The organism is Brevibacterium sp. SMBL_HHYL_HB1 (assembly GCF_018208375.1).
GTDB classification, from domain to species: Bacteria; Actinomycetota; Actinomycetes; order Actinomycetales; family Brevibacteriaceae; genus Brevibacterium; species Brevibacterium intestinavium.
Map to the genome: position 1 here is coordinate 702,539 of NZ_CP062936.1, position 26,395 is coordinate 728,933.

The window sequence follows — 26,395 nt, forward strand, 5'->3', positions numbered from 1 at the left end:
ACGAAAGCCCCTCACAGGACATCATGCCTGGTGAGGGGCCTTATCTCGTGTGCGCCCCCCGGGACTCGAACCCGGAACCCACTGATTAAGAGTCAGTTGCTCTACCAATTGAGCTAGAGGCGCGTGCCGCGCTCGTTGCGCAACGAGAATTAATATTACTCAGGTGCTCGACCATCATGCAAACCGAGACCGGGCCGATCCATGTTTTGTGATGAACGTCGCAAGCCCCAGGTCAGAGGCCGATTCCGGACCTCACAGGTACATTCCCGCGCTCGAGACCTCGGCCGGTTCGGAGATCGCGTGGACGTCGCGCTCACGCAGGAGGACGTACACCTGTCCCTCGAGTTCCACCTCGGCGAGTTCGGCTGGATCGTAGAGGACGGTGTCACCGAGGCCGGCCTGCCTCACGTGCGGGCCGGCCGCCACCACCTTGCCCCAGACGAGGCGCCGCCCCATGCTGGCGGTGGCAGGGATGACGATGCCGGCCGAGGACTTGCGCTCACCAGACTCCGGACCGGGTTCGAGCAGGATCCGGTCGTGGAGCATCCGGATCGGAAGGGCGGAATCAGCCACGCTTGTTCCGACCGGACAGACCGACGATGAGGGCGGCGACTCCGAGGACCGTGCCGGCGCCGAGGGCGAGGGCCTCGGGCTTGGGAGAGCCGTCGTCTTCGACGACTCCGGACTTCGCCTTGTTGACCGCACGTGTGACAAGCACCTTCGGGTGGATGCGGCCGACGAGTTCGTCGATGCTGTCCGCGATGCGCTCCTCACGCAGACGGATCGACTCCGCGAGCTGTGCGGTTGTCGCCTGGTCGACGGTCACATCTGAGGTGTAGACGTTGTCAGTCATCGGGTCGAGTCCTCCCGGTCGAGAATGCCTGTTTGCGTCTGAGGCCCTCTGCCACAGTGCTTCGCTGTCCAGCTTAGCGGCTGGGAACTGCGAGTGTCAGATATCGGACGTGGTTCGACGGAATCTTACGATCTCGACCGTGGCGTCCTCCGGCATGGTGGGGTAGTGGGAGCGGAGGTTCGCAAGATAGCGCTGCAGACCTGTGGGCCGGGCGAGCTCGAGGTCGCCGGCGGTCAGCGCGTCCAGACGCTTGCGCGTCACCGAGGTGATGTCGATGGGAATGGTGCCGTGCTCGGTGTCCTCGAAGTAGGCCAGGGCCGGACCCGTGCGGTGGGATTCGTTCCAGCGCACCGACAGGGTCTTCGTGCCCGTGTGGACAGCGTCGAAGTACCGGGCGCTGAGTCGCAGCAGACGCATCGGTGCGGCATCCGGGTGGCGATAGGCGTGCGGCAGGAGCGCGGGGACCGCAGCGATCGTCTCCCCACCCGTGGCTCTGTCGGGCAGGATGAGCAATGCATCGGGGTGGAGGTCGAGGATGACCTGCCGGCAGCGACCGCACGGTGAGAGCACACCTCTGTCGTGGTCGCCGACCGCGGCGATCGTGACCAGGGGACCGGCTCCGACCGCTGCTGCGGTGCCGATGGCCACGATCTCGGCGCAGGAGCCGCCGGTGAAGTGGTTGACATTGACGCCCGTGTGGATGCGGCCGGTGGTGTCCATGGCGGCCGCTGCGACGGTGTGGTGGGCGTCAGCTCCGAGGCTGCTTGCGAGCTCTCGGGCCGAGGCGATCACGCGCAGTTCGGAGTCGAAGAGGTCCATGCGGGCGTCATTCCTGCTTTCCGCGACGTCCCATGAGGTAGATGATGAAGCCGACTGCGGCCATTCCGGAGGCGGCGAGGACGAAGACCGGCCAGGAGCTGACGATGGTCGAGATGATGGACTCGCCGAACGAGGGCGAGGGGTTCTGGTCCGCCCGGGGCGAGGGCTGGTCGCCGCCGGTGATGAGATCGGTGTCGTCCTTGGGAGTGGGAGCGTCGGGGTTCTGCGGCACCGGGTCCGAATAGTCGGGGTGCTCGGAGTCGTCCTCGTCGCCAGGCAGCCATTCGTCGCCGGTGGTTCCGGGAATGGTCTCTCGTCCGTCCTGAGAGCCGTTGCCGGTCGACGGGTCCGGGGTGCTGCCGTCGGCGTCGGCCGTGCCCAGTGAGGAGCCGGAACCGTCATCGTCGTCCTCGGAATCCTCTGAGCCTTCGTCCTCACCGGAGTCCGAGCCCGAGGCGGAGGAATCCGAGTCGCTGCTGCGCGAGCCCTCGGCCCGCGAGTCTGAGTTCGAGTTCGAACCGTCGGAGTCCTTATCGGCCGGGGAGTCGGCCCGATCATTCGACCCGGAGTCCTTCGAGGCGACGCTGTCAGACGAGGTATCGCTGTCGTCGGAGGTGTCGCCGCGGGCGGCCGAAGCGGAGTCGGAGCTGCTGTTCGAGTCGGAGCCGCTGCCGGAGTCGCTGTCGGCGCGGGAGCCACCTGCGTTGCTGTTCGCCGAGCTCGTCGAATCGCCGTCGGGGTCGGAGTTCGCAGTGCCTCCGGCAGCGGACCCGTCCTTGTCGTCGGTATCGGAATCCGAGTCGCCCGAAGCCTCACTGTTCGCGTTGTCGTTGCGATCCGGATACTTTTCGCCCTTGGCGATGATGGTCTGCCCGTCGGAGGTGAAGGTCCACTTGGGACTGGGGCCGCCCTCAGGGAAGTTCTCGAACTCCATCGGTTCGTCTCCGCCGGCAGGCATGATCTCGCCATCGTCATTGAATTCGAAGCTGCTCGGTGCTGCGGCTGTATCGGTCGCCTCAGCGACGGACTGCCCACTGTCATCGGTGTCCGAATCGTTGGCGGCGGACCGAGTGGTGTCATCGCCAGTGGAGTCCCGCGAATCTTGAACCGGGATCCTGACTCTGTCTCTGTCGTCTGTGGGGCCGTCGAAGGTTTTACCGACCCAGCTCTCTGGAAGGTCGCTTGGATCGACCTTTAGAACCTTGGTGGTCGGGTTCCAACCCGCCTTGAGCTCACCGTCGATCTCGCATGGTTTGCCGGGATCGGGCGTCGTTTCACAGCGGTCGTCGGGCTCGTCGCCGCCGTCGTTCGAATCACCGTTAGTGTCCTTGCCTGACTCGTCTTCGTCGGCGGAGTCGGCACCGGTGTCTGCTTCGGCATCGGACCCGGAGGCATTGGAACCGTCGGCGGCGCTGGTTGCATCAGCGGAATCGGCTCCGCCAGATCCGCCGGCCGCTTCGGTGTCCGCCTGTCCGGCACTAGCAGTCTCAGTGGGGCTCGGCTGCCCGAGAGCAGGAGGCGCATCGATTGTGCCGGTGATCGGCAGTGCTACCAGAGCAAGCGCAGTGCCGATGGCGGCGATTCTGCGGTTGAACTGGTGTGAAGCTGGCACTGCGTTCCTTCGCGGTGGGGATTCCGGCACAATTGGGCCAAGGGGACATGACGTACAGGCACATCGGTCCCATCCTAATGTCTCGACCAGATGTGTTAAAGCCTGGGGTGCCTGGCCGTGGCTGGCGAGAATCAGCGATCGTGGGAGTCGGACTTCTTCGGATAGGCCCGAACAGTGGAGTCATCTCCCAGCACGAGGGCCTCCTCGCCGTCATTGACGACTGCGAGGAGATCGGTGTCGGTCTTGAACGCGTGCTTGCCGGCCAGCAGGCACGAGGTGTTCGTGTCCATGGTGCAGGGGACGATGTTCCCACGCGGCTCCGAGAGGTGGACGTCGCGGCTGGAGACGTCCGTGAGCAGCAGACCGGAACGCAGATCGAAGAGATAGGGGCCGATGTAGGCGCGCTCGCCCGCCTGGCCGCGCACCCAGGACTTCTCGCCGACGATGTCGGTGGTGGTGGTCACGGTGGACAGGATCGACCCGTCATCGAGGGAATGGACGACCAGCTGGATCCGATGCCCCGAGTTCGTCGAGGCGCCCTGTTCGCCCCAGAGAGTGATGGCCTTCCCATGCCCGGCCGAGATCCAGTCGATGATCTGCAGCTCATCGGCGGGGCGCTCGAGTTCAATGCTGCGCTCCTCGCCGGTCTTGACGTTCTTCGCCTTGACCGGACCGTTCCAATCGGAGCTGTAGAGCTCGTCGTTCTCGATCGCCATCGGGGTCGAACCCGCCTTCGGGGTCGGCACGTTCTCCAGCCCGTCGGTGGAGAAGGTCGAGAGCTGGTTGCCGGATTTGATGAGCACGGACTTGCCCGCCGAGGTGATGCGCGCATCCTGCGGAAGCTGATAGGACTTCGGTTCCTTCTCCCCGTCGAAGAGCGCCTCGGCGGTGTCCCCTGACTGCCACAGCAGTGCCGGCTGGCCGTCGATGACGGTGTCGACGGCGAAGGTCGGGGCCTCATCGATCGTGGTCTTGTAGCGGGTCTTGCCGGTGTCGGCGTCGAGGACCTCGAGTCGGTTCTTGTAGACGAGGAGCACGCCGCGATCCGAGGCGGTCACTGAGGCCCGCTTGGGCACTTCGGTCTCCCAGATGGGGGAGTTGTCGAAACCCGGCACAACATCGTCGGTATCGTCGACGGAGAGTTCCGAAGCCGGGTTGAGCTGCTGCTCGGAACCGATCGTCTGCGGAGTCTCTGAGCTGTCGACAGGGACGATGTTGGGAACGACGAACGCGCCGATCATGAGGATCGCCAGGCCGATGAGCACGAGACCCGGAACCGTGATCTTCTTCAGCCTCTGCGGACGATTGCGCGGGGAGCGCTTGGAGTGCTTGCGCACCCGGGTCTTCTTCACCTTCGGCGCGGCCGGGGCGGCAGGGCCCGAGAACGGGGTGCCGAGGGGATAGCCCTCACCGCCGTCGGCTGTGGCTTCAGCCGAACCGTCTGCCGCCTCGGCGGCACCAGCGGCATCGCCCGAGGATTCGCTGCCGTCCGAAGAATCGGCACCGTCCGAAGACTCGGCAGGAGTCGGCTGTTCGGTGCTCTCTGAGGGATCGGCGGTCTGCGATGATCCGGAAGCCGCCGATGGCTGCGTCCCCGCCGCGGATGCGGTCGCCTCGGCGTCGGTGCGCTGGTCTGCTCGGTCTGCGGAATCCGTTGCCTCAGCGTCTGATTCCGCACTGGCGCCGCTGCCTGCCCGTGCCGAGGAAGAGGCGAGTTTCCCGTTCTCGTCGATGGAGACCTCGGTCTTCTTCGCACCGTCGTCGATCGTCACGCTCAGCGCAGTTGCGGTCTCGCGTGCATAGTCACCGAGGTAGGCGATGGCCTGTCCGGTGTCGGAATAGCGACTCGTCGCCCCGTTGAGGGAGATGTAGGTGAACCCGTCGTCGGAGACGGAGATCAACGCACGAGTCATGTACGGGGTTCCTTGAACGATGTCGGGGGCGGGGCCGAACCAATCCTAATGAATATCGGGAGCCGCTCCTACCGGTTTTCTGAAACCGTTATAGATCGCTACTGAATCGTTGCATGTGAGGAGATCTGTGTCTCATTGTGGACGGTGAGCGGTTCTGGTTTGCCCGCCTCCGGAGTGTGAGGTTAAGATGTATCTTGCTGTCTGCGCCTCAGGCGCAGCAGATGTGGTGGGTATAGCTCAGCTGGTAGAGCGCCGCGTTGTGGTCGCGGATGTCGCGGGTTCAAGTCCCGTTACTCACCCCGAAGGAATCGCCCCGCGAAGCCCTAGAAATCAGGGATCGCGGGGCTTTTCTTATGCCGCCTGATCGTCCGTGGGCATATTTTGGGCATGTTCTCTCGCGGCTTCCATCCGCGCCTTCTTCATTGACCGCTTCCGCGCCTTGTCCATTGCCATTGCAACCACGGTCAAATCTTCATCCCACAAGTCCGCGTACACGTCTAGCGTCATGGCTGCTGACGCGTGCCCCAACATTCGCTGAACCGCCTTCACGTTCGCCCCCGACTGAACGGCTAGTGATGCCGCTGTGTGCCGGAAGTCGTGAGGCGTGATTTTCGACGGCACGCCTGCCGCTTCCTTGCCCCGCTTAAACCACCGCTCATTCGACCGCGCATGACGCAGGAAGCCACCACGCGGGGCCGGGAACAACAGATCGTCCGGTCCCTTCCCATCCGCCTGTGCCCTCATGAGCTTGTCAAGGAACGGAGGATATTCGACTTCGCGCAGTTCGTGCGTCTTAGGTGTTTGCACATGGTGCTTGCCTTGCACGTAGACGGCGTTCTCTACGATCCTCAGCCGCCGCCGGTTCAGGTCAACGCGGCTCATTCTCAATCCCGCTATCTCGCCCCACCTCAAGCCCGTGTAACAGGCGAGGTAGACGAGACAATCTCGCCCGTTCGACCCCTTCGCGAACTTCTGGACCTGCTCGTGCGTCATATAGATGTGTTCCGTTTTCGTTCGCCGTGGCAGGTTATCTAAGTCGGCTGCGGGGTTGCGTGGGATCAGCCGGTCCCGTGTCGCGTCCTCAAGGATGCCCATGAGCACCCCGTGCGCCCTAAGGACGACTGTCGCTGAACGGGACTTAGACAGTGTGGCGACCCAATCGGCTACGTCTGTGCGCTTCACGTCTGCGATTCTCGCGTTAGCCCACACGGGCAGCACATGAATCCGCAATGCTTGTTCAACGCTGGTGTAGGTGGTGATTTTCAAGTGCGTCTGCCGCTCTAGCCATGGCTTAGACAGATCACCGATTGTTGCCTTGCCCTGTGACGGGTCAATGTAGGAACCGTCAAGCTTGGACGTTTCCATTGAGTTCAGGAACGCGTTCGCGTCCCGCTTCGTCTTAAATCCGCGTTTCTTCGTCGGGGTACGGTCGGGCTTCGTGTACCTGACCATGTACCGGGGGCCGGATTTCGTTTGGTACTTCTCTATCGTTGCCATGTCATGCGCCTATCGTTTCGCATTCTGTCATTGCCCACCCGAACAGGGCGTGTGATTCGTGTTCTGTGAGAGCGTCTAGACGGTCTGTGAGGACGTGTTCTGTCACGCCCAACTCGTCGGCCATTTCGTAAATGGATCGTGACCGCTTCCAAGCCCAGTGAAGATCATGAAGCCCTATCAGAGTTCGTGCGGTTTCCTCGCGCACCCGCTGTTCGACCCATGCCGGTTGTCGCCGCGTGTGTCCGTGCTTGATGTGGACTAGCTCGTGGTGGATTGCACACTTCGCTTCAACATCGGTTAAGCCTTTCGCAAGCCATATCGTGCGCCTGCCGTCTGTGGTGGCCTTCAAACCTCGGGGAAGATCGGCCCTCACGGAAATTATGAGATCGGCGGGGACCGATGTTGCTAGGTGAAGCATTGTTCCTCTCAGTAGTCGCTAGGGTCTTGGCTTCCTTGGTCGGGGTCATCGTCTGCGGTGGTCTCAACTTCAAGTGCTGCTAGACCCATAATGTCTTTCAGCGGGGCCGCGTCAGCCTGCCTCTGACGTTTCTCAAGCTGTGCGATTGTCTCGGCGGTCTGGATAGCCTCAATAGCTGCGTTCAGATCGTCACGTGCTCGCCTGAGACGTGCCAGGGTGTCGCCAGTGTCGATCTTGGCAAAAGCATCTGACATAGCATCTTCGATTGCTGAAGGGCCGGTGAGGAACCGTTCACGCTCGGACGGGCTGAGCGCGCTCGCGTTAGGGTTGTCTGTCTCGGTTATCGCGTCGTTCACCTGCTGGGTGAAGTCGGGGGAGTACGCGCCGGGGATCGCGCCGGACACGATGCCTTCGGCGGTTCCTAGTCGCCATTCAAGGGCGGTGTCTAGGCTCTTCAGGGTCCGCTTTGAGTATCCCTCTTGTTTCGCGGTCTCGATCTTGTTCATGGTGGCCTCACCTGGTCCACCTGCGTTTGCTACGTCGGATTGGGTGAGGTGTAGGCGTTTGCGGCGTAGCCGTACCGCGTGGGCGAGTGTGTCCCATCCTGGGGCGAGTGTGGCGGTCATGCCCCTATCTTGCCCCCTCTTATGGGGGTGTGGCAACAATTTTGAAGATTTTTCTGTAGAACGTTTTCCCTGGTGAGAACTACAATGATGTAGTTTATAGGGGCAAGTTGCCTTGGATTTGGGGTTGAAGCCCCAAAAATGGGGACTAGAGTAGGGGTCGTGAGCCGGAGCAACGGCAACGAACTACCACTAGGAAACCACCATGAAGATTGATTTTACGCCTACTCAGGCGGCGGAGAGGATCGGTCGCGCACCCTCCACTCTCGCGGTTCACCGCTGGAAGGATCGCGGCGATAACGGCGGACGTTCCCCTGAATGGGTTGAGGTCAATGGGCAGTGTGTCGGGTACACGAAGGAAGCCATTGACAAATGGATCGCTGATAACACAGCGGGGGCCGTATGAGCACCGCAACAGCAACACACACAGCCCAGTCTGGCTTTGCGTCGGAGGGCAGAACCGCTTGGGGGTTCACGCTTAAGATTCTCGCGTACTGCGCTGAGACTGGGCAGAATCTCACTAAATCGAAGGCGGAACGTCTCGGCGTTCGCATGAAGCGGCGCGCAGACAGCATGCAATCTGAGTTCGACTTCTACGAATCGCTGCGAGTGCTCGGTATCCACACTGACGCTACAGCCCGTGACGCAGAACATAGAGCCTCTTGCACGCGCCCTGAATGCGACAAATGCGGGAGGAAGCGTGCGCGTTAACCGACTTCATACCCCGCGACTTCTGGGCCATAAAGGATCGCAAGAACAGAACCGTCAACTCTTGAAACGGTTAGCGGACCATGAGCTGAAAGAGTCCTACTGGACAGATCACGCGGTGGAACGCGCACGCGAAATGGTGCGCGCCGGGTTCGACTTCGATCAAATCATGGAGGCTCTTTCCGCGCCTGACATGACCTATTGGTCGCCTACCCATGAACAGCCGTGCGGACGGGCCGGAGACGTGTCGGTTGGGGTCATGGCTGATAGGTGGGACCGGGCCATAGTTGTCACGGTTCTGCCGTCAAATCACGGGGCGTGGAACAAGTTCTATGAGTCCGGTGGTCAGGGGCGTGAACGCCGCTGGTGATGACAGACGCCTCTAATGCAAGCCCTCAGTCGATTGGTTGGGGGCTTTTCTCTACCCGGAAGGGGACGCGGTGAGAGCACTAGGTTTCATCCTCGCAGTCGCGGGGGTGCTGTTGGTCGCTCAATCAGCCGGGACAGTCAACGGCGGTTTCGTCGTTGGCACGCCTGTCTCGGTGTTGGGCGTGTTTTTGATGACGAAGGAATACAAGCGTGAACGACAAGAAGAAGGACATTCCAGTGAGAACGAAGGCTGATCGTAATAACCCGTGGGCACCTGCCTATCAGAAGCCGTCGCAATCCGCGCACAGGGGCGACCGTACTTCTTCGTTGGGGATCGGGCTTGCTGAGGGGCGTATCGACCCGTCGCGTGAGCCGTGGTTCGACCATATGGCGAAAACCTACGACATGAGGGGGCGGCGTGGGTGAGCTAATCACAGTGGGGGCGCTGTTGATCCTGCTGGCCCTGTTTCTGCTGATGAACAACTGGAAGTGAGTGAATCATGAAGTTTGAGATTGGACCTAGTTCTGAGGCTCGCGAAGCGTGGATGGGTTTTCGTGGCGGGAAGGTCACGGCGACTGACGTCGCGAAGCTCGCGGGGTCGGGGCTGAAGGGTTGGCAGACTCTTCGCGCTGAGAAGGATTCCGGGGAATCGTCCTTCCATGGCAACAAGTATACGAAGCACGGTTCGGCGCGTGAGGCGACGATCAGTGACCAGCTAGACGTAATGCTGGGCATGACGCACAACACGAACGTGCTTGTGTCGGTGGAAGATGACCGTTTCGTGTCCACGCCGGACTTGATCGACCGGGAAGGTAACCGGGTTGGGGACATTAAGACGGCGAAGTGGGACGGCGAAAAATGGGACACCGTGCCACAGGACTATTTCGACCAGCTGCAGTGGCAGATGTTCACCACGGGAGCTGAGTCGGCGGTTCTGGCGGTTGAGTATCACGAGGACTTCGTGCCCGTGTTCATGGACCCTCACCTGTTCTACGTGGACCGGGACGAACAGCGCATTGAGTTCCTGCGATACCTCGCTGACAGGTTCACTCATCTTGGGGAGCTGACGGAGCTGGACGAATGGATGATTGAGCGTTCTAAGCATGTGCAGGTGATTAAGCCGGAGCAAGAAGCGATAGACGCAATAGACCAGAAGATCCGGGACTTCATCGGAGACCGCCCGTATTTCAAGCATGTGAATCCGGCAGCGGGTGCAATCAATTGGTTCACGCCTAAGCCAAGTCGCACGTTCGACAAGAAGGCTGTCCTGACCAAGATCGCGGCGGATCGCGGGATTGAACCTACCCCTAAGAACTTGAAGGCCATTGAGGGCGAGTTTTTGAAAACGGGCGCGAAGCCTAAGCCGAAGCTGACAATCACGACACCGGGAGATTCAGAATGACAACAGTTCAGGAAGCTATTACTCAGGTCATGGCCGAAGTTGGGGCCGTAGGCAAGGGCGAGCAGAACCGACAGCAGGGGTTCAACTTCCGGGGTATTGACGCCACGGTGAACGCGCTCAGCCCTGCCATGCGTAAACATGGTGTCACGGTGCGCCCGTGCGAGGTCCACAACGTCACTTATGAGGCGTTCCAGTCCAAGAGCGGGGGTCGGCTCACATCGTGCCGTGTGATCGTGTCCTATGCGTTCCGTGGCCCTGATGGTGACGAAATCGTGTCCACGGTCGCTGCTGAGTCCATGGACTCGGGCGATAAGGGAACAGCGAAAGCAATGTCTGTCGCGTTCCGTATTGCCCTGTTGCAGACGTTCGCTCTGCCGACTCAGGAGACCGACCCGGACCATGATGTTTATGAGACTGTCAGCGCCCCGCCGCGTGACTGGAAGGGTGAAGCTGACGCGCTCGCGTCAAAGGGCAATGTGGACGGTTTGCGGACTCTGTGGGAGGACGCGAAGAGCGCGGGGCTTGTTGACGTGATGGACGGTATCAACGCGACCGTGCAGAAGCTACAGGGGGCGAAGTGAGAACAGTAGATTTCGAATTCGACGGCACAAACTACACGCTGCCCCGAACAACTGACTTGCCTGTGCGGTGTTTCCGTGATCGGCATTTCGGGACGCTGATCGAGGGTGCACCGGGCGGAATATTGGATTTCATGTGGGACATGTCCGCTGACGAAGCGAACGAGTTTATGCGTGCGTGGAGGGCCGCGACTCGTGAGGCTAAGAAGGCTGAAGCGCCGGGGCTTACACGGCTGGAAGCGTTCAATCAGTGGATGGACCGAAACCATAACCGCGTGTTCGTGACGTGGTGGTCGGTTCTCGTGGTTGCGGTGATCGTGGGAATGGTGGTTAAGCATGTCTGAGTTGACGCCGGTGATGCTCGAACAGCACATCTTGCAACTGTCGAACCGGATCGCAAAGAGCGCGGGTGAGTGTAATGCCCGATATAAGGCGTTCCTTGACGCTGATCGGGAGTTTGATCGCGCATACGCTCAAGCCTATTTGGACTATGAAGGCCCACAGGCGGAGAAGCGTTACGCCGCCGATAAAGCGACGATGGAAGAGCGTGAGGCTCGGGACGTTGCGGACGCGGCGCATAGATATGCGGATCGTCTTTCGAAGGCTTTGCAGTCTGAGCTTCTGGCGTATCAGAGTCTCAATAAGTCGATCTTGGCTCAATATCAGGTTGCAGGTGTCGGGGAACGCTGACACCACCACATAACGAATGTTCTAGCCGCTCTTCGGGGCGGCTTTTTTGATGCCTGAAAGGGGTAAACATGCTTGTTCTCATTGTGTTCTGGGTCGTGTTAGTCGCGGCCATTATTGGTTTTATTGGTGCGGTCGCTGAGCGTGGCGGTCAGATCAGTTGGGCAACGTTACTGCTGTTCGTGGTCGCGTTCGCTGCGGCTGTTGTGGATCGTGCGCCGTGGCTGTGAGCAAGAAGGTCCGTCAGCAGGTGTACGAGCGTGACGGGTATATGTGCGTCTCATGTGGGAGAACGGACACACTGACCCTGAATCACCGCGCGTCGAAGGGCATGGGCGGTTCGAAGCTCATGGACGGTCCCGAAAATCTCGTGACCATGTGCCTTATCGAGAATCAGCGGCTTGAAGCTAACGCCGATTTCGCCGCGCTCGGTATCGACAACGGTTGGAAACTTCGCAGTTGGGATGACCCGCTGAAGGTTCCCGTCTTTTTCGCGTTCGACGGCTGGTATTACCTCACGACTGACGGCACACGAACGAAGAGGCCGTGACCGTGGCGAAACAGAAAACGGAACCGGCGAAGTTCGCCCGGTGCCATGAGTGCGGGGTGACTGAGTTGGTTTGCAGGTTGAGGGCGCGCCCCGGTGAGAAGGGCGCGCCTTGCTGTGCTGAGTGTGACCACGAACAGGCCGGGTCGTGACCGTCTACGCGTGCTCTTGTGGAGAGAGGTTCGACTTCATTATGAGCACTCAATACCGCCGTGATCCGTGGGGCGGGGTTTATGCCGTTCATTTGCATGACAACTTTCATGAGTGGCGTGCATGGCTGGGTGAGCACAAACCGCACGGAGAGGTTACGCCGGTTGATTATGGAGGACTTTAGTGACTGAGGAACAGCGCGCCTATTTTCGGCGCGTGAAGAGAAAGCAAGACGCGGAACGTCGGAGGGCGCATAAAGCGGCGGGGGAACGAATGCTGGCGGAGATTATAGCGACCACACGTGTTCCTTTTGACCCGTTGGGGCGTAGTCGCTTTCAGGAGTTGAAAGAAGCCATTAGGGAGGGGAGAGCGTGAGCGATTGGCTCATTAACTTGTTCATCCCCGGCGAGCCAAAAGCACAGGGCAGCATGCGACATGTAGGCAAAGGCCGAATGATCCATGACCCCGAAATGGTGAAGTGGCGGGACTGGATGATCGAGTCCCTGCAAGCATGGACAGGAACCTATTTCGGCGCGTGGAAGCCGCTAGACGTGCCCGTGGAGGTGGGAGTGAAGTTCTGGCTTCCCCGGCCTGCTAAGCCCCGTCTAGAGCATGCGGCGACTGGCCTCGATTTGGACAAGCTTCAACGCTGCGCGGGGGATGCTTTGGAGAAATCGGGGGTACTCAAGAATGACTCTCGGATCGTCCGATGGGTCAACCCGGAAAAGGATTGGACGCACGACTTCATAGGGGACGGCAGTGTCCCCGGTGTTCGACTGAAAGTGAGGAAACGATGAAACGCGTTGGTAAGAAGTTCTATTCGTGGGCGTCGCAGGTGGACCAGGAAACGCTCGATCAGGTGGAGCGCATTTCGTGGATGCCGTTCGTTGAACCGCATGTGTCGCTGATGCCTGACGCTCATTTGGGTAAGGGTGCTGCTGTGGGTTCGGTGATCCCGACGCGCGGCGCGGTCATTCCGTCCGCTGTGGGTGTTGATTTGGGTTGCGGCATGGTCGCGGTTCGTACTCAGTGGACTGAGGATCAGGTGCGCGCTCGGGGTGACCTTCGGGCATTGCGTGAAGGCATTGAGGCGCGTGTGCCCATGAGCGCGGGGAAGTACACACCCGACTTGACCAACTCGGCGGTGGCATTCGTCCAAGAACTTGAGGGCGAGTGGAATTACGAGCTACAGGAACGCGGCATCTCCGATTTTTCGCGCACCTGGCGTAATCAGCTCGGCACGCTCGGCGGCGGCAACCACTTCATTGAGATTGTCGCTGACGAAGAGGGCCGCGTCTGGGCGTTCCTGCATTCCGGTTCGCGGGGCATCGGCAACAAGATCGCCACACACTTCATGAACCTTGCGAACGAATATTGTCGCCGCAACTTCATTGACGTTGATCGAGACCTTGCCTACCTGGTGGAGGGAACGCAGGAATTCGACCAGTACATGAACGCGGTGGAGTGGGCGCAACGGTTCGCGTACCTGAACCGTGAAGAGATGATGATTCAGACGCTCAGCGCGCTTGAAGGCTTTATGGCCGCGCCCGTGGAGAAGTCGGAAGAGGTCAATTGCCACCACAATTTCATGCAGCGTGAACACCACCACGGGCGAAACCTCATTGTGACCCGCAAGGGCGCGATTGAGGCACGCGAAGGACAGTACGGGCTTATCCCCGGCTCTATGGGCACCGCCTCATACGTGGTGAAGGGGCGCGGAAATGCAATGTCGTTCAACTCGGCACCGCATGGCGCGGGGCGGAACTTCTCGCGCCGGAAGGCTAGGGAGACATTCACTCATGATGACCTCAGAGCGGCCATGAGCGGCATTGAGTACCGGGATACTGACGCGTTCGTTGACGAAATCCCCGGCGCGTACAAGGACATAGATCAGGTCATGGCTGACGCTGCGGACCTGGTGAGCATCGTTCATGAGTTCAGGCAGATCGTGAACTGCAAAGGCGACTAACGAAAGGGCAGTGGAGAAATGAGAATCCGGTCAATCAAGCCGGAGTTCTGGCGCAGTGACGATGTGAACGCCATGTGCATCGAGGATCGTCTGCTGTTCATTGGCCTTTGGTCATACGTTGATGACAACGGCGTAGGCATTGATCGGTTCTCGAATATATGCGCAGACCTGTTCGCTCATGATCTTTCAGTGAGTCCTCATGACACGCTCATGCGGGTTCAAGAAGGGTTGGAGAGGCTTCAAACGCTAGGTGTGATCGTGCGTTATTCGGTCGGCGGGAAGGACTACCTGGAAATTGTGAACTGGTCGAAGCATCAGAAGATCAATCGACCGTCGCCGGGGCGTTACCCCAGGTCAGAGCAGGCAGAGGCAGTGAATCATGACACGCTCACTGAATCCTCACTGAGTCCTCATGAGTCCTCACGCCCCGGAACAGGGGAACAGGGGAACAGGGGAACAGGGGAACAGGGGACTTCTTCGTCCGAAGTCGCAAGCGACTCCGAACCTGAAGAGACGCGGCCTGATGTTGAAGAACTGCTAGACCTGCTCGACTCTGAAATTGAAGCGAACGGGAATCGTCTACCGAAACGGAACAAGACAAACCGGAACGCCATGCGTCTGCTGCTGGACCGTGATGAAGCCACACCTGAGCAAGTCGCTTATGTGATTCGTTGGTGTCAGGCTGATTCGTTTTGGAAGGCGAACATTCTGTCGGCGGACAAGCTGAGGGCGAAGTTCGGTCAACTAGTCGCGAAGATCAAGGCTGATGCTGAAGGGCGCGCGACGCAGACGCGGAACAAGTCTGAGGAACGTATCGACGGGCATCTTGACATTGTGGCGCGCATGGCCGAACGCGAAAACGAAATACAGGGGGAACTGATTTGAACCTGACGGAGACGGCGAAGCTGCTCACGTTCATTGCCGAACTGGATTACAGGCGGTTCACGGAAGACACCGTGACGGCGTGGCATGAAGTGTTGGGCAAGTACGCCTATGAGGACTGCCGGGAAGCGGCGAAGATTCACAATGACACTTCGGGAGACTTCCTGAAGCCGGGGCATATCGGGGGGATCATCAAAGCGAACCGGCGTAGACGGCTGAATAGTGTCATGGAGATTGCGGTTTCTGACGTTGACGATCTGCGCGGGTCGAACGTTGAAGGGCATGAGCGTTACAAGCGCACTGTGAGAGAGGTTCGTGAGGCTATCGCTAATGGTTCGCTGTCTCGTTCCGACTATCAGGCGTACAGGCGGGGTCGTGTCCCGTGGGAGTCGTTCAGGCAGTCTTTGGGGCCGCGTGAACCTATGAAGGCTATTGAAGCCTGACAACTGGTAACCCGCTTCGGCGGGATTTTTTATGCCCGAAAACGGGCGAGATTGGAGAAACGAAACATGGCATTGCCGACGATTGACAACTTTTTCACGCTGACTGGTGCCCCCGAAATGCGGTTCTCACCTTCAGGCAAGGGGGTGTGCTCGTTCAACGTGGCGGCGAACAAGCCGAAGCGTGAGAACGGGCAGGTCGTGAAGGACGAACGCGGTTATCCCGTGAACGATAAGACACTGTTTCTGAACTGTGTTGCGTTCGGGCAGCTGGGGGATGAGATCGCGGAGCAGGCGGGGCGTGGTTCGTCCGTCCGTCTTGTGGGTGATCTTGAGACGCAACAGTGGGAGGACAAGAACACGGGCGAGAAGCGTTCGAAGGTTCAGCTTGTCGTTGACTTCGCTCGCGTCATCCCACGCCGGAATCAGGGGCAGGGAAACAGTCAGGGCGGCGGGTTCGCTCAGGGCGGGTACAGCGGTCAGGAGCACGCGCCGAAGGGCGGGTGGGGCCAGAATCCTGCGGATGACCCGTGGGCGAGTTCGAACGGACCCGCACAGGGTGGGTTCTCGGATACCCCGCCTTTCTAGTCGGATTCGCACAAAACCACCGCTAGACGGCGTTTGTGAGGCGCGGATGACTGATTGTTCATCCGCGCCTTTTTAACGCCTGAAAACGCAGATTTTGGAGACCACCATGAGATACCAGGAAAAAGTCGAACAGTTCATGATCGCCGGAGACCAGGACGCACCCCTGACACCGACAATCCCAGACGCAAGCACAGCATGGTCGCGAATGAACATGCTTGTCTCGAAACTGAACGAATACAAGGAAGCGAAATCAGCTTGCACCTATGCGGGGCTGAACCTCGGCACAGACCGCGAAGATTCCCGTCAGCGCGCACTAGTCGGCATGGCTGACGCACTGGCTGACATGGTTTATGTCATCTACGGCACCGCCGCCGCGTACGGGATCGACCTAGACAACGTTCTGGACATTGTTCATGACGCGAACATGCGCAAGCTCGTTGACGGGAAAGTCATTAAGGACGAGCACGGGAAGATTCAGGAGCCGGACGGCTGGACCCCGCCTGAGCCTGAGATTCATGCGGCAATGTTCGGGGGTCGCAATGGTTGAGTTCTCTAGCGAAATCACAGTCAAACTCATTGACACGATGGGGGATGACGCACGTATCGCGGAAGCGGCGCGCGTATCCACGAAGGGGCTTGAGAATAAGTCTGACAAGATCGCTGGTCTTGTCCGCGCCCTGGCCCGTGAGAATCACACCAGCCCATTTGAGCATTCCGTGATGACGGTCAGTGTGGAAGCCCCGATCTTCGTTGCCCGTGAGTGGATGCGGCACCGCACGCAGTCCTATTCAGAGATCTCGGCACGCTACACACAGTTGCAGCCGAAGTTCTATCTACCGTCGCGTGATCGGAAGATCGTTCAGGCGGGTAAGGCACTCGATTACCGGCGTGAGCCGGGAACGATTGAACAGGGTGTGATCGTAGAGAAGCGGCATGAATGGGCCGCTAGAGAAGCGTGGGACGGGTATCAAAGAATGCTTGAGAAGGGCGTGGCGAATGAGGTTGCTCGCAACGTTCTTCCCGTGTCGGTCTACACACAGTTTTGGGCGACGGCGAACCTGAATAACTGGTTCAAATTCTTGACGCTCAGAGACGCACCTAACGCCCTTGCGGAAATTCGTGAAGGGGCCGAACAGGTGGACGCGCTCATTTCGGAATTGTGGCCGGTCGCATGGCGCGCATTCCATGACTTCAAACAGCAGGAGGAAAAGTGAAACTTGCACTTATGACAGATGACGGCGAAGTGATCGTTTACGAAAACGTGAACATGGGGGCCACACATTTTGAGCGCAACGAAATGACGCTTGAGTTTGAAGTTCATACGGATTCGCTTGGCGCGTTCGGGCGCACCTATACCGGGGCGAACGCGAAGAATAGCCTGATTGATTTCTTCGGGCTGAAGGCAATCAAGAAGGGCCAGAGGATCGCGCAGAGCGCAATCCGTAAGGGTGATCTGATCCGCATGGTTGACCATTCGGAGCCGTTCGCGGGGGAGCGTGACTATAAGACGCTGGAATACGTCGCCGGTGAGGACGGCGACGGCGGCTATCGGTTCAGGTCGGGTGAGAAGTTCTATCTTCTGGACCGCCCTAAACCCGTGTTGCCTGACGCACCGGGTTCAGTGCTTAAGGTCCGCGTCCCCGGTTACGGGGTACAGCACATTGTGCTTGGCAAGGATGGGTTGTGGCGTGGCCCGAACGTGAAGGCTCATGCGTCGCAAATTCAGGAAGATGCGGACGTGGTGGAGGTTGTCGCCTGATGACTGACAAGCATATTGATCTGATCGAAACGCTGAACCGTGAAGTTAAGGGCGGCGGCTATAAGGAGGGAATTTTCCCCATGCGCGGGTCCGAATTCGATAATGACCGGCGCGCGGTTCTTCGGTGGCTTGACGCTCACCCCGACCAGGTGCCCGGACGAACAATCACGAAAAGCGAGTTAGGTAGAGCCGCAGACAATTTGCTTATGTCCGAGGCTGCGGGGGAGTTTAGCTCCGGCGTTCGAAGGCTCGCCCTTGAGCTTGGCATCACCGTTGCCCCTGACCCGGAGCCGACGAACGCGGAGAAGCTCGCAACTGACCTGAGCGGTTATGGGGTCGGGCGCGGTGTGAGCATCCGGGCGCTTTCGGAACACTTGGCGGAACGCGGCTGGACGAAGGCTGGTGGCGACGAATCATGAAGAAGGAAACCGTTGATGCGCTCATGGCGCAACGGGAAGCCATGCAAGAGAGCCTGACTGAAGCGATCAGGGAAGTCTCGGAACGCGTTTGGAATGAGGCCGTGGCCGCGTGCGCCGAACAGGGCACCATTCAGATGCCGGAGAACCCCTACACGGTCGAAGCCGTGGAACGGGCGAAGTGGAACGCTGAACAATGGGGGTGAGTTATGAGTGGGCGCCTAGACCCGCCTGGGACGTGCATGGCGGCGCGTACTTCACGTACCACTTTCCGTAGTCCAGAAGTGCAACTTCTGCAATGAGCGCGAAACACCCCGCTGGGATGACCGCATGTGCCGGGAATGCTGGAATGCGTTTGAATCCCTGGCAAACAGGGTTAGCGCGGGGTCGGGAATGTATATCACCGTGGAACAACTCGCGCGGCTTCGATACAGGCCGAACCTACGCCGATTCCGGTACGGCAAACCCTGGCACCACCACCTACCACCGCACGAAAGGAAACGTTATGGCTTGCACGCCTAAGCCGATCCGTCGCGGACAGAAGCGAGACGCCGCCATGATCCGGCATCTACTCAAGTCTGGGCGGCTGAAGATAACCCGGTTCCACGACTTGCACACGAACACAGTCAACGTGTATTTGAGCCTCGCGAATGAACCGGATTGAACGACTACTGCTGATATGGCCTGCATGGGTGTGGGCACACGCTCTGAAGTTGTATCAGCGGGTAACAACGAAATGACATGTAGGCCCTTCGGGGTCATTTTTTATGCCCAAAAACAGGAAGGCGAACAATGCGAATCCTGATCGCCCTCACCCTCATGCTCGCATTCATTGCCTGCATGGGGGTGATCGCGTGGGCCGTCACAGACAGACCCACGAAACCGAAGAAACTCACACGCCACGAACAGGCGAAACAAGACACTCGGGACTTGGAACGCGAGAACGCGGAACTAGACCGAATCATTGACGAAATCAGGGGTAACAAATGAGACCAACACTAATCATCGGCGGCGTCCTCGGCGCGCTCGCCGTCATCGTCTTTGGGGCATGGTTCCTGCTGCCGAACCTTGTCCATGACCTGTGGGGAATCTTCCGCGCAACATGGGTGGTGTTCGTGCCCGTGATCGTGGTCGGGGCGATAGGCGCGTTCCTCATATTCGCTGAGCGCGGCATCGGGTGGCTGCTCGCCGTGGCTGCTGGTGCTTGGTTGATTTGCGGCGGGTTCGTCGTGTCCTACATGCAGGGTCACGAGCTATCAAAGTCGGTGACCGTCTCCGAATCGTCGCCGAACGAATTGCAGTTCAGGGAACGCGCACCATTCGACGTTGCCGTTGCCACGTCGAAGCGCACTCTCGGCAACACCACAGGAGACGCGACGGGGACTGTGAAGGCAATCCCAACAGCGGGGGATAACGGCGAATTCACCACTAGCGTCGTGCGACGTGGAGCGTTCAAGGGGTACGAATCGACACAGGTTCTCACCCCGCCGTTGTTCGGCGGTTCATCATCGAAAGATGTTCGCTTCTGCTCATTCAGCGAGGACGCCGAACTTCGGTTTGGCGGTGCCGGGTTCAACAACAACCTTGACCGGGCAATCGCGCTAAAGGTGCCGCTGGGCACGAACGCGAACAAGTCTGACGCATTCGTGGTGTGCGACGGCGAAACACCGAAGGTCTACGCACCATTGACCGTCCAGAAGGGGTTCGCAATCACGAAACGCGTTCCTGCTGGTGTCGCCGTCTACAACGGCAAGACCGGCGAACTGACCGTGGAGAAGGATTACAAAGGCAACCTTCCCGTTTATCCTGCATCCATTACTGAAGCTCAGCGGAAGTCCACGACTGACGCCGGGTCGTTCTTTGACAGCCTGTTCGGGCGAGTCGGGTTCGAGGACACGGGCAAAGACGAGGATGACCCGAACGACGAGAACCGGGCAGAGTTCGGCCTGTCGAACCTTGACGGCACACAGCATAAGTTCGTGACGCCGCTGAATTCTCGTGGTTCGTCATCGTCCATCATTGCTCTCGGCGTCGGCAACGGCTCAACCGTCAAACACGGCGAACTGAACGAATACACGGTGTACAAGTACCCACAGGACGAACCGCGTCAAGCGAACAGCGCCGTAGCCGCGTCGATCACTGGGGAAGTCCTCGGCGGCTATAAGGCGCAAGGGCTGAAAGTCTTTGAAATCGTCCCTGCCGGTGACGGCAAGTGGGTGGCTTCTATCGGGAAGTCTCAGAGCATCCTTTACCGGGCTGTCATTGACGAAGCCGGGACTATCACCCTGACCGACGAAGCCGGAGACGGTGAAGGCGAGTCTGCATCTGCTGATGCTGGCAAACCGTTGTCTGAAATGTCCGTTGAAGAGCTTCAAGAGCTGGGGTCGCACGTCCTTCGGGAGCTTGGCGACCGCTGACACCACCACCATTCCGCCCCGGCCTTCCATCGTGAGGGCCGGGGCGTCCTTATGCCTGAAAGGGGCACCATGAAACCGATCATCGAAATTACTGCTGCGCATGTTGGCAAACAGCTACGGATCGTGGACCAGCATCTCAGCATTGAGGGCACTCTCGCGTCATTGCGCGTGTGGTCAGAGTCAGAGGAAGTCCGGGAGTCGTTCGGGCGGCTGGTCAAGACCAAGACCGCGCTGTTTGTCGAAATCGAGGTTGCCGGAATCGACGGCACGACTCAACTCACCCGTCAGGCCGAATTCGAGGTGATCGAGTAATGCGCAAGTTCATTCGCACTGAACGGCTAACCCATGAGCAGATCATGGCCTTCTGCGACGAAGCCGAACGGCAGGGGTGCAGGGTGAGAATGTCCCCCGCCGATGACAACCCGATAACCATTCACGGCACCCGCCGCCGCGCATGCCTCACCTGGGACGCATGGCGACCGGAGCCGCGCAACTCACGGCAGACCGGCACCTTGTGGCCTAAACCCTTGCCCGTGTCGTGGATCGAGAACGGCATTCCCCGCCGAACAATCACCCGTCCGATCCGATACCCGCAACGCCTCATCGACTCTCTCAAGATTGGAGACTGATGGATTTTCCCGAAGCCCTCAAACAAGCCCCCTCGCTGGTCGCGGAGCTACGAAAGAGGATTATGCCGGAAAAGGGCGAGAAGCCCGAACGATCAGCACCGTCACAGAAGCCGTCAGCCCCACTCAATATTCACGCCATGTCCGACTGTGACAGCATCTATTCGCTGCTGTATCGGCACGCGGAGAACGTCGCGGACCTGCTGGGCGGGACCATGCCGACAGTGCCAATTGTGGGCGGCTGGGAACCTGTCGGACTGCCTGCCGGGGTGGAACCGGACGTAGCTTATGAGAACACTCTGAAGCTCGCCCGATACTTGGAGCACCAAACACACCTTGTTCCGGTGAACTGGCAACGGAAGATCATGCGCGAAATCAGCAAGAAGTCGGAAGAGCTTGTGAAGAAATACCCAACACACGCGCCCAAAGAGCAAATGAACGCAACATGCAGGGCGTGCAACTACCGCCTGTATCGCTTCCCGCCGAAGCGGTATAAGGCAGATGAACTATACAAATGTATTCACTGTGGCCTTGTCCACACTGAACAGGAAGCGGCGGAACAGGAAGCGAAGAGGTCGAAGAAATCATGATCGTTAAGTCGGCAACAGCGGCACTCAACAATGTGGACATGGCAACGATTAATGATAGGGGTAACGCAGTGTTGATGATCGACGGCAGAGAGCACGTCATGACGGCGTATGAGTTGAAAGACATGTGGGCCAAATTGGGGGTGCTCATTCGGGAGTTCAACAAATGGAATGGATGACTCAAGAGGAAGCCGCTAAAGCCTACCGGGTGTCGCAGCGAACGATTCGCAACTGGCGCATTCGGTACGGGGTTACTCGCCGCGTTCTGGACGGAAGAGTTAAGTACCTTCGGGATGATCTTGACGAAGCCGATTACCAATCGAGAACTAACGTCGGCGGTCGGCCCAAAAACCCTTTCCACCCATTGTGTTAAGCTGTAGCCCTAAGCGAATTTCTTAACTCAACAAAATAGATTCACCGCGTCATTCGCTAAGCACAATCCCGGAGCTTAGGGGTACAAGCTCGCGGGATCTTTTTATGCCCTGTCGTGGTCGTGCGCGCCGGGGCAGGTCCGAGATAGCCCAACAGGTAGAGGCAGTGCTTTCAAAAGGCATGACAGTGTGAGTTCGAATCTCACTCTCGGAACGGGGCGGTTTTCGCTGTAACCGGCCAGAACAAAACGGCGCACCCCTACGGGGGTGAGGGAGTGTAGCTCAGTTGGTAGAGCGTCCGCCTGAAAAGCGGAAGGTCTTTGGTTCGAGTCCAAACGCTGCCACCTGGCGTCGCTGGTGTACGCGTCAACTGAAAGACCGGGATCAGAACCCCGGATACCAGCACAGACCGCTCTAGCTCAACGGCAGAGCATCCGCCTGTTAAGCGGACGGTTCTAGGTTCAAATCCTGGGAGCGGTGCGAGGTGTTCGGGACGGCCATTCCGAACACGTCAGAGGGTGGCAGAGTGCCAAACCGTGAGGGTAGAACGTGCCCGACACGGGGAGGTAATGCGACTGTCCAAAGATCGGCCAGAAACTCAACCGACGGCAAGTGCTGAGGTGTGGGGGATGGGCGCGTCTAGCGGCGTGCAGAACGATTGAGCTTAGCGGCAGGACAGGGCACTAGGGCTATTGGCAGATGAAGCGTTCCCCTAGTCTGAGGTTCATCACCTCACCCTCACCTTTCAGTGATCGTAGGGTAATCGGCAACCCACCTGATTTGGGATCAGGAACATGCAGGTTCGAGTCCTGCCGGTCGCACGAAGTGCCTCACAAAGATGTTGTGTTCACCTGTCCGAAGTGAGGCACAAACAATGTCCCGTGACGCAGCCTTAAGTGGCGCGAGCGGGAACGCCCCGGCCCGTGTCTGTGGTGGTTCACGGGCCGGGGCGACCAAACCACTACACATGCAGATAGGATAAGAGCATGAAGAAAACACTCACCATCACCGCCCTTGCCGCCGCCCTCGCACTCACAGGTTGCGGCGCATCAGATGACACCGCCACCGAAGCTGACAAGGCACCCGCTGGCGCAGACACAGCGAAACAGGTTGAGGGCGACCTGAAAGAGTTCTTTGATTGTGACTGGAAAGACAACACCGACGAAGGTGACATTGTGCATACGGAAGTATGCGAGGACGAAGAACTGATGCTGGCTGCTGGCGACAAGTCCTCTGTGAAGGTGTGGCTGGACGGCATGAAGGAAAAAGCCCCTGGCGGTTACGCTGTCGTGTCTGACGAGTACGTACTGACCACCACTGACAAGGGCACTGCTAACCATGCGTGGGACGTGCTCGGCGCAGATGGTGAAGTCATCGAACTGAACTAAACCACAGACGGATCGGCCCCCTGAGATAAACACTCAGGGGGCCGCACCTTTCCAATGGGGTACTACTCGCGCATACCTCGGCCTGAGTAGGTATCCGCATAATCCACCGGCTCAAGATAGACGGTGACATTGTGCAGGTCCGGCTCGTTCTCATATAGCAGGTGCCACACCTCAACCACCTTATAGGGCATACCGTCCACCTGAACGTAATCACCCTTTGCCGGGACCGAATGTATGTGTTCGTTCTTCGCTGCAATCCTCCCGTTCACATAGTAGTGAACCGAATGTATCCGCAGATCGCCCTCGCTCATGCTCTGTCCATTTCCTCTCTCGTTCTACCCACACCGCACTTAGAGCAGACCCAGTGATAACCACTGTCTCTGAACTGTTCTGACGTAAGGTGCAGCGGCTTATCAGCCCACGCCTTACGCATACGGCCACCGCACACAGGGCACACAGTCATAGTGACACCAATCTCTAGAAGGTGATCCAACTGTAGTGCAACCCACTGACACACTGACAGGCGGTGAGGCATGGCAACCTCACGCACTGGTACAGGCAAATGGCGAAGAGTCAGAGCCGAAGCAATCAAGAGAGCACACGACAACGGACAGACCGCGTGCCTCATGTGCCGAACACACTTGGACTACGACACACCAATGAGACCCAACAGTGCCGAAGCCGATCACATCATTGCCTATGCGCAAGGCGGCACGGACACCATAGACAACGTGCAGGTCATCTGCCGCCTATGCAACCAAACCAAAGGTGCAGGCAAGAAGCGGAAGAGACGCACAGGCAAAAGGGTAGAACCAACAACCCGAGTCCCATGGTGATTCCACAGGGGTATCAACCACAGGTACAAGCCGGGTAATTCCGAGGTACAGAAACCGGGGTACAGACACGGGACAAATCCGGGGTGACCACAGGGGGTATCCGGTCCCCCAACCGCAAACTTCGGCCCCCCGGCATTGCGTTCTCTCCCTGTTTCTAATTCCACATTGTGGAGCCTTTTTCCACATCTGTTATGCCCTTGTGAGGGCCGTTAGGGGGGTGCTGTGGCGGATAAAAAGAAGCGCGTGGACTATTCCAGCATTTCGGCGGCTATCGCGCATGGCGACCGTCTAGACGAGCTGAGGGCTATTCATCGTCGGCTCGCGAAAGTCTTGGATGATCCGAAAACGCTTGCTCGGGATATTGCGTCTGTGTCGCGGCGTCAGTTGGAAGTGTCGCGTGAGATTGCGGAGCTGGTCGCGGAGCAGGAAGCGGCTGAAGAGGTGGAGGTGAGCAACGAGAATGTTGTTGACGCAGAATCCACCTTCAGGCCCGAAGCCATTTGATCGGAAACTGTCTGAGGTTGCTAAGCATCTTGTGATCCCTTCGGGGATCGAGAAAACCGAATGGCCGTCTGTGGCTCGACAGTTTCAGCGGATGGACTGGCCGGTTGATAAGTGGCAGGAAAACCTTTGCACGGTTGCAACGGGGCTGCGCTCGGACGGCATGTATGCGTGTGGCGTCGGTGGACTTGTGTTGTCGATTCCCCGGCAGGTTGGCAAGACGTACACAATCGGCGGTCTCGTGTTCGCGCTGTGTCTGGCGAAGCCGGGGATGCTCGTGTTGTGGACGGCGCACCGGGCGAGGACGCACAACGAAACGTTCCGCGATATGGCGTCGAAGGCCGAATCCGCTTCGGTGAAGCCGTTTGTTGAGAATGTGCGCCGGTCGAACGGTGAGCAAGAAGTCGAGTTCAAGAACGGTTCTCGAATCCTCTTCGGTGCCCGTGAGAACGGTTTCGGGCGTGGCTTCAAACAGGTGGACATTCTTGTCCTGGACGAGGCTCAAATTCTGACGCTCAAGGCCATGGAAGATATGGTCCCGGCGACGAACGCTGCCCCTAACGGTCTCGTGCTCATGATGGGCACACCTCCGCGCCCGAACGATCCGGGCGAAGTGTTCACTGAGCGTCGTGAAGCCGCTCTATCGGGTGAGGACGAGGACGTGCTCTATGTCGAAATGTCGGCTGACGAGGACGCTAATCCGAATGATCGGGAACAGTGGGCGAAAGCTAACCCGTCTTACCCGCACCGAACTTCTGAGACCGCGATTCTGCGTATGCGTAAGCTGCTCGGTTCGGTTCAGTCGTTCATGCGTGAGGGGCTGGGCATTTGGGACAAGCAAAGCAAGGGCCGGAAAGCCTTCATTGCCGCCACATGGGATTCTCGCGCTGCTGAGCCGATCACTGACGGGATTATGTCGTTCGGTGTGAAGTTCTCCGCCGACGGCGCTGAGGTCGGCCTAGCCGGGGCGATTAAAGACGATGACGGGCGAATCCACATTGAGGGCATCAGGCAAGCCCCGATGACGGACGGCACCCAATGGCTTGTGGACTTCCTGGTGGAACGGAAAGACCGGGCCGCGCAAATCGTGATCGACGGCAAGAGCGGTGTTGGCTATCTCGTCAATGCTCTTCGCGCTGAGCGCGTGGGCGCGAAAGTCATTCTTGTTCCGACTCTCGATCAAGTCATCACCTATCACTCAATGCTTGACCGCGCTATCACTCAGGGCGAGGCCACCCATTCGGGTGATCCCGATTTCGACGCTCAAGCCAAGTCCGCCGTCCGCCGCAAGATCGGCAATAACGGTGGGTTCGGGTGGGAAGCCCCCACTGAGGACGGGTCAGTGACCCTTTTGGACGCGGGCACGCTCGCATTCGGCGGCGCGAAAACTTCCAAGCGGCGTCCGGGCCGCAAGCAATCTTTTCTTTAGAGGGGGTGC

General features: G+C 59.0%; 34 protein-coding genes and 6 tRNA genes. 31 read left to right on the top strand and 9 right to left on the bottom strand.

What is annotated here, in order from left to right:
- Window positions 1-50: 50 nt before the first annotated feature.
- The 6 genes from IG171_RS03260 to IG171_RS03285 form a co-directional block, all read right to left on the bottom strand.
- Window positions 51-123 (bottom strand) — tRNA-Lys (locus IG171_RS03260).
- Window positions 124-252: 129 nt separating this feature from the next.
- On the bottom strand, window positions 253-573 hold the full coding sequence (locus tag IG171_RS03265) for a co-chaperone GroES (protein ID WP_249204015.1): 321 nt from the start codon (window positions 571-573) through the stop codon (window positions 253-255).
- Complete coding sequence (locus IG171_RS03270) at window positions 566-853, bottom strand: DUF3618 domain-containing protein (RefSeq protein WP_212129837.1); 288 nt, start codon at window positions 851-853, stop codon at window positions 566-568. Before IG171_RS03270 ends, IG171_RS03265 begins: the two co-directional genes overlap by 8 nt.
- 96 nt (window positions 854-949) lie before the next feature.
- On the bottom strand, window positions 950-1,672 hold the full coding sequence (locus IG171_RS03275) for an ASCH domain-containing protein (RefSeq protein WP_212129839.1): 723 nt from the start codon (window positions 1,670-1,672) through the stop codon (window positions 950-952).
- Between the two features lie 7 nt (window positions 1,673-1,679).
- On the bottom strand, window positions 1,680-3,284 hold the full coding sequence (locus IG171_RS03280) for a hypothetical protein (protein WP_212129841.1): 1,605 nt from the start codon (window positions 3,282-3,284) through the stop codon (window positions 1,680-1,682).
- A gap of 131 nt (window positions 3,285-3,415) precedes the next feature.
- Complete coding sequence (locus tag IG171_RS03285) at window positions 3,416-5,197, bottom strand: hypothetical protein (RefSeq protein ID WP_212129842.1); 1,782 nt, start codon at window positions 5,195-5,197, stop codon at window positions 3,416-3,418.
- 226 nt (window positions 5,198-5,423) lie between these two features.
- On the opposite strand from IG171_RS03285, the gene IG171_RS03290 reads away from it, so the two are divergent.
- Window positions 5,424-5,496: transfer RNA gene (locus IG171_RS03290), tRNA-His, on the top strand.
- A 52-nt stretch (window positions 5,497-5,548) separates the two neighbouring features.
- Here IG171_RS03290 and IG171_RS03295 read toward each other — a convergent pair.
- Window positions 5,549-6,694 carry a site-specific integrase gene (locus IG171_RS03295; RefSeq protein ID WP_212129843.1) on the bottom strand — a complete coding sequence of 382 codons (1,146 nt, stop codon included), beginning with the start codon at window positions 6,692-6,694 and terminating at the stop codon, window positions 5,549-5,551.
- A gap of 426 nt (window positions 6,695-7,120) precedes the next feature.
- On the bottom strand, window positions 7,121-7,618 hold the full coding sequence (locus IG171_RS03305; RefSeq protein ID WP_212129845.1) for a hypothetical protein: 498 nt from the start codon (window positions 7,616-7,618) through the stop codon (window positions 7,121-7,123).
- A gap of 757 nt (window positions 7,619-8,375) precedes the next feature.
- Here IG171_RS03305 and IG171_RS03310 point away from each other — a divergent pair.
- From IG171_RS03310 to IG171_RS03445, 28 genes are all read left to right on the top strand, one after another.
- A complete protein-coding gene (locus IG171_RS03310; protein ID WP_212129846.1) occupies window positions 8,376-8,813 on the top strand; it encodes a hypothetical protein in 438 nt (145 codons plus the stop codon).
- A gap of 209 nt (window positions 8,814-9,022) precedes the next feature.
- The gene (locus tag IG171_RS03315; protein ID WP_212129848.1) at window positions 9,023-9,238 is read left to right on the top strand and encodes a hypothetical protein; all 216 of its coding nucleotides are present in this window, start codon (window positions 9,023-9,025) and stop codon (window positions 9,236-9,238) included.
- A gap of 74 nt (window positions 9,239-9,312) precedes the next feature.
- The gene (locus IG171_RS03320) at window positions 9,313-10,215 is read left to right on the top strand and encodes a YqaJ viral recombinase family protein (RefSeq protein ID WP_212129850.1); all 903 of its coding nucleotides are present in this window, start codon (window positions 9,313-9,315) and stop codon (window positions 10,213-10,215) included.
- Window positions 10,212-10,796, top strand: a complete 585-nt coding sequence (locus tag IG171_RS03325; RefSeq protein ID WP_212129852.1) for an ERF family protein — start codon at window positions 10,212-10,214, stop codon at window positions 10,794-10,796. Before IG171_RS03320 ends, IG171_RS03325 begins: the two co-directional genes overlap by 4 nt.
- A complete protein-coding gene (locus tag IG171_RS03330; RefSeq protein ID WP_212129854.1) occupies window positions 10,793-11,137 on the top strand; it encodes a hypothetical protein in 345 nt (114 codons plus the stop codon). Before IG171_RS03325 ends, IG171_RS03330 begins: the two co-directional genes overlap by 4 nt.
- On the top strand, window positions 11,130-11,483 hold the full coding sequence (locus IG171_RS03335) for a hypothetical protein (RefSeq protein ID WP_212129856.1): 354 nt from the start codon (window positions 11,130-11,132) through the stop codon (window positions 11,481-11,483). The genes IG171_RS03330 and IG171_RS03335 overlap by 8 nt, the downstream gene beginning before the upstream one ends.
- Before the next feature lie 68 nt (window positions 11,484-11,551).
- Entirely contained in the window at window positions 11,552-11,710 is a 159-nt protein-coding gene (locus IG171_RS03340; RefSeq protein WP_212129858.1) for a hypothetical protein, read from the top strand.
- A complete protein-coding gene (locus IG171_RS03345) occupies window positions 11,707-12,030 on the top strand; it encodes a hypothetical protein (RefSeq protein WP_212129860.1) in 324 nt (107 codons plus the stop codon). Before IG171_RS03340 ends, IG171_RS03345 begins: the two co-directional genes overlap by 4 nt.
- Window positions 12,031-12,548: 518 nt before the next feature.
- Window positions 12,549-12,974, top strand: a complete 426-nt coding sequence (locus tag IG171_RS03350) for a RusA family crossover junction endodeoxyribonuclease (RefSeq protein WP_212129862.1) — start codon at window positions 12,549-12,551, stop codon at window positions 12,972-12,974.
- Complete coding sequence (locus tag IG171_RS03355; protein WP_212129865.1) at window positions 12,971-14,146, top strand: RtcB family protein; 1,176 nt, start codon at window positions 12,971-12,973, stop codon at window positions 14,144-14,146. Before IG171_RS03350 ends, IG171_RS03355 begins: the two co-directional genes overlap by 4 nt.
- 18 nt (window positions 14,147-14,164) lie before the next feature.
- Window positions 14,165-15,031 (top strand): hypothetical protein, encoded by an 867-nt coding sequence (locus tag IG171_RS03360; protein ID WP_212129867.1) that lies wholly within the window; start codon window positions 14,165-14,167, stop codon window positions 15,029-15,031.
- Window positions 15,028-15,471 (top strand): hypothetical protein, encoded by a 444-nt coding sequence (locus IG171_RS03365; protein WP_212129869.1) that lies wholly within the window; start codon window positions 15,028-15,030, stop codon window positions 15,469-15,471. The genes IG171_RS03360 and IG171_RS03365 overlap by 4 nt, the downstream gene beginning before the upstream one ends.
- Before the next feature lie 66 nt (window positions 15,472-15,537).
- Window positions 15,538-16,056, top strand: coding sequence for a single-stranded DNA-binding protein (locus tag IG171_RS03370; protein ID WP_212129871.1), 519 nt, complete (start codon window positions 15,538-15,540; stop codon window positions 16,054-16,056).
- Window positions 16,057-16,162: 106 nt separating this feature from the next.
- Window positions 16,163-16,603: a hypothetical protein gene (locus tag IG171_RS03375; RefSeq protein WP_212129873.1), complete on the top strand. Its 441-nt coding sequence runs from the start codon at window positions 16,163-16,165 to the stop codon at window positions 16,601-16,603.
- Window positions 16,596-17,270: an FAD-dependent thymidylate synthase gene (gene thyX, locus IG171_RS03380; RefSeq protein ID WP_212129875.1), complete on the top strand. Its 675-nt coding sequence runs from the start codon at window positions 16,596-16,598 to the stop codon at window positions 17,268-17,270. Before IG171_RS03375 ends, thyX begins: the two co-directional genes overlap by 8 nt.
- Window positions 17,267-17,815, top strand: coding sequence for a hypothetical protein (locus IG171_RS03385; protein ID WP_212129883.1), 549 nt, complete (start codon window positions 17,267-17,269; stop codon window positions 17,813-17,815). Before thyX ends, IG171_RS03385 begins: the two co-directional genes overlap by 4 nt.
- Window positions 17,815-18,234 carry a hypothetical protein gene (locus IG171_RS03390; RefSeq protein WP_212129885.1) on the top strand — a complete coding sequence of 140 codons (420 nt, stop codon included), beginning with the start codon at window positions 17,815-17,817 and terminating at the stop codon, window positions 18,232-18,234. The genes IG171_RS03385 and IG171_RS03390 overlap by 1 nt, the downstream gene beginning before the upstream one ends.
- On the top strand, window positions 18,231-18,437 hold the full coding sequence (locus IG171_RS03395; protein WP_212129887.1) for a hypothetical protein: 207 nt from the start codon (window positions 18,231-18,233) through the stop codon (window positions 18,435-18,437). The genes IG171_RS03390 and IG171_RS03395 overlap by 4 nt, the downstream gene beginning before the upstream one ends.
- Before the next feature lie 780 nt (window positions 18,438-19,217).
- Entirely contained in the window at window positions 19,218-20,648 is a 1,431-nt protein-coding gene (locus IG171_RS03400; RefSeq protein ID WP_212129889.1) for a hypothetical protein, read from the top strand.
- 69 nt (window positions 20,649-20,717) lie between these two features.
- Window positions 20,718-20,960: a hypothetical protein gene (locus IG171_RS03405; RefSeq protein ID WP_212129891.1), complete on the top strand. Its 243-nt coding sequence runs from the start codon at window positions 20,718-20,720 to the stop codon at window positions 20,958-20,960.
- Window positions 20,960-21,277, top strand: coding sequence for a hypothetical protein (locus tag IG171_RS03410; protein WP_212129893.1), 318 nt, complete (start codon window positions 20,960-20,962; stop codon window positions 21,275-21,277). The genes IG171_RS03405 and IG171_RS03410 overlap by 1 nt, the downstream gene beginning before the upstream one ends.
- On the top strand, window positions 21,277-21,864 hold the full coding sequence (locus tag IG171_RS03415) for a hypothetical protein (RefSeq protein WP_212129896.1): 588 nt from the start codon (window positions 21,277-21,279) through the stop codon (window positions 21,862-21,864). Before IG171_RS03410 ends, IG171_RS03415 begins: the two co-directional genes overlap by 1 nt.
- Before the next feature lie 38 nt (window positions 21,865-21,902).
- The gene (locus IG171_RS03420) at window positions 21,903-22,040 is read left to right on the top strand and encodes a hypothetical protein (RefSeq protein WP_212129899.1); all 138 of its coding nucleotides are present in this window, start codon (window positions 21,903-21,905) and stop codon (window positions 22,038-22,040) included.
- Between the two features lie 331 nt (window positions 22,041-22,371).
- Window positions 22,372-22,446: transfer RNA gene (locus IG171_RS03425), tRNA-Leu, on the top strand.
- 57 nt (window positions 22,447-22,503) lie between these two features.
- A tRNA-Phe gene (locus tag IG171_RS03430) sits at window positions 22,504-22,576 on the top strand.
- 64 nt (window positions 22,577-22,640) lie between these two features.
- A tRNA-Asn gene (locus IG171_RS03435) sits at window positions 22,641-22,712 on the top strand.
- 268 nt (window positions 22,713-22,980) lie between these two features.
- A tRNA-Pro gene (locus tag IG171_RS03440) sits at window positions 22,981-23,053 on the top strand.
- 165 nt (window positions 23,054-23,218) lie between these two features.
- Window positions 23,219-23,620 carry a hypothetical protein gene (locus tag IG171_RS03445; RefSeq protein ID WP_212129902.1) on the top strand — a complete coding sequence of 134 codons (402 nt, stop codon included), beginning with the start codon at window positions 23,219-23,221 and terminating at the stop codon, window positions 23,618-23,620.
- A 62-nt stretch (window positions 23,621-23,682) separates the two neighbouring features.
- Here IG171_RS03445 and IG171_RS03450 read toward each other — a convergent pair whose 3' ends face one another.
- A complete protein-coding gene (locus IG171_RS03450; protein WP_212129904.1) occupies window positions 23,683-23,931 on the bottom strand; it encodes a hypothetical protein in 249 nt (82 codons plus the stop codon).
- Between the two features lie 768 nt (window positions 23,932-24,699).
- Here IG171_RS03450 and IG171_RS03465 point away from each other — a divergent pair.
- On the top strand, window positions 24,700-24,960 hold the full coding sequence (locus IG171_RS03465) for a hypothetical protein (RefSeq protein WP_212129907.1): 261 nt from the start codon (window positions 24,700-24,702) through the stop codon (window positions 24,958-24,960).
- A 91-nt stretch (window positions 24,961-25,051) separates the two neighbouring features.
- Entirely contained in the window at window positions 25,052-26,386 is a 1,335-nt protein-coding gene (locus IG171_RS03470; protein WP_212129909.1) for a hypothetical protein, read from the top strand.
- The last annotated feature ends 9 nt before the right edge of the window (window positions 26,387-26,395 follow it).

Bases quoted from the DNA above. Each gene is read 5' to 3' on its own strand.
- IG171_RS03305 (WP_212129845.1), bottom strand. From the start codon at position 7,618: ATGAACAAGATCGAGACCGCGAAACAAGAGGGATACTCAAAGCGGACC.
- IG171_RS03335 (WP_212129856.1), top strand. From the start codon at position 11,130: ATGTCTGAGTTGACGCCGGTGATGCTCGAACAGCACATCTTGCAACTG.
- IG171_RS03370 (WP_212129871.1), top strand. From the start codon at position 15,538: ATGGCATTGCCGACGATTGACAACTTTTTCACGCTGACTGGTGCCCCC.
- IG171_RS03355 (WP_212129865.1), top strand. From the start codon at position 12,971: ATGAAACGCGTTGGTAAGAAGTTCTATTCGTGGGCGTCGCAGGTGGAC.
- IG171_RS03415 (WP_212129896.1), top strand. From the start codon at position 21,277: ATGGATTTTCCCGAAGCCCTCAAACAAGCCCCCTCGCTGGTCGCGGAG.
- thyX (WP_212129875.1), top strand. From the start codon at position 16,596: ATGGTTGAGTTCTCTAGCGAAATCACAGTCAAACTCATTGACACGATG.
- IG171_RS03285 (WP_212129842.1), bottom strand. From the start codon at position 5,197: ATGACTCGTGCGTTGATCTCCGTCTCCGACGACGGGTTCACCTACATC.
- IG171_RS03320 (WP_212129850.1), top strand. From the start codon at position 9,313: ATGAAGTTTGAGATTGGACCTAGTTCTGAGGCTCGCGAAGCGTGGATG.
- IG171_RS03405 (WP_212129891.1), top strand. From the start codon at position 20,718: ATGAAACCGATCATCGAAATTACTGCTGCGCATGTTGGCAAACAGCTA.
- IG171_RS03470 (WP_212129909.1), top strand. From the start codon at position 25,052: ATGGACTGGCCGGTTGATAAGTGGCAGGAAAACCTTTGCACGGTTGCA.
- IG171_RS03410 (WP_212129893.1), top strand. From the start codon at position 20,960: ATGCGCAAGTTCATTCGCACTGAACGGCTAACCCATGAGCAGATCATG.
- IG171_RS03375 (WP_212129873.1), top strand. From the start codon at position 16,163: ATGAGATACCAGGAAAAAGTCGAACAGTTCATGATCGCCGGAGACCAG.
- IG171_RS03340 (WP_212129858.1), top strand. From the start codon at position 11,552: ATGCTTGTTCTCATTGTGTTCTGGGTCGTGTTAGTCGCGGCCATTATT.
- IG171_RS03420 (WP_212129899.1), top strand. From the start codon at position 21,903: ATGGCAACGATTAATGATAGGGGTAACGCAGTGTTGATGATCGACGGC.
- IG171_RS03390 (WP_212129885.1), top strand. From the start codon at position 17,815: ATGACTGACAAGCATATTGATCTGATCGAAACGCTGAACCGTGAAGTT.
- IG171_RS03360 (WP_212129867.1), top strand. From the start codon at position 14,165: ATGAGAATCCGGTCAATCAAGCCGGAGTTCTGGCGCAGTGACGATGTG.
- IG171_RS03400 (WP_212129889.1), top strand. From the start codon at position 19,218: ATGAGACCAACACTAATCATCGGCGGCGTCCTCGGCGCGCTCGCCGTC.
- IG171_RS03325 (WP_212129852.1), top strand. From the start codon at position 10,212: ATGACAACAGTTCAGGAAGCTATTACTCAGGTCATGGCCGAAGTTGGG.
- IG171_RS03395 (WP_212129887.1), top strand. From the start codon at position 18,231: ATGAAGAAGGAAACCGTTGATGCGCTCATGGCGCAACGGGAAGCCATG.
- IG171_RS03450 (WP_212129904.1), bottom strand. From the start codon at position 23,931: ATGAGCGAGGGCGATCTGCGGATACATTCGGTTCACTACTATGTGAAC.
- IG171_RS03275 (WP_212129839.1), bottom strand. From the start codon at position 1,672: ATGGACCTCTTCGACTCCGAACTGCGCGTGATCGCCTCGGCCCGAGAG.
- IG171_RS03270 (WP_212129837.1), bottom strand. From the start codon at position 853: ATGACTGACAACGTCTACACCTCAGATGTGACCGTCGACCAGGCGACA.
- IG171_RS03445 (WP_212129902.1), top strand. From the start codon at position 23,219: ATGAAGAAAACACTCACCATCACCGCCCTTGCCGCCGCCCTCGCACTC.
- IG171_RS03295 (WP_212129843.1), bottom strand. From the start codon at position 6,694: ATGGCAACGATAGAGAAGTACCAAACGAAATCCGGCCCCCGGTACATG.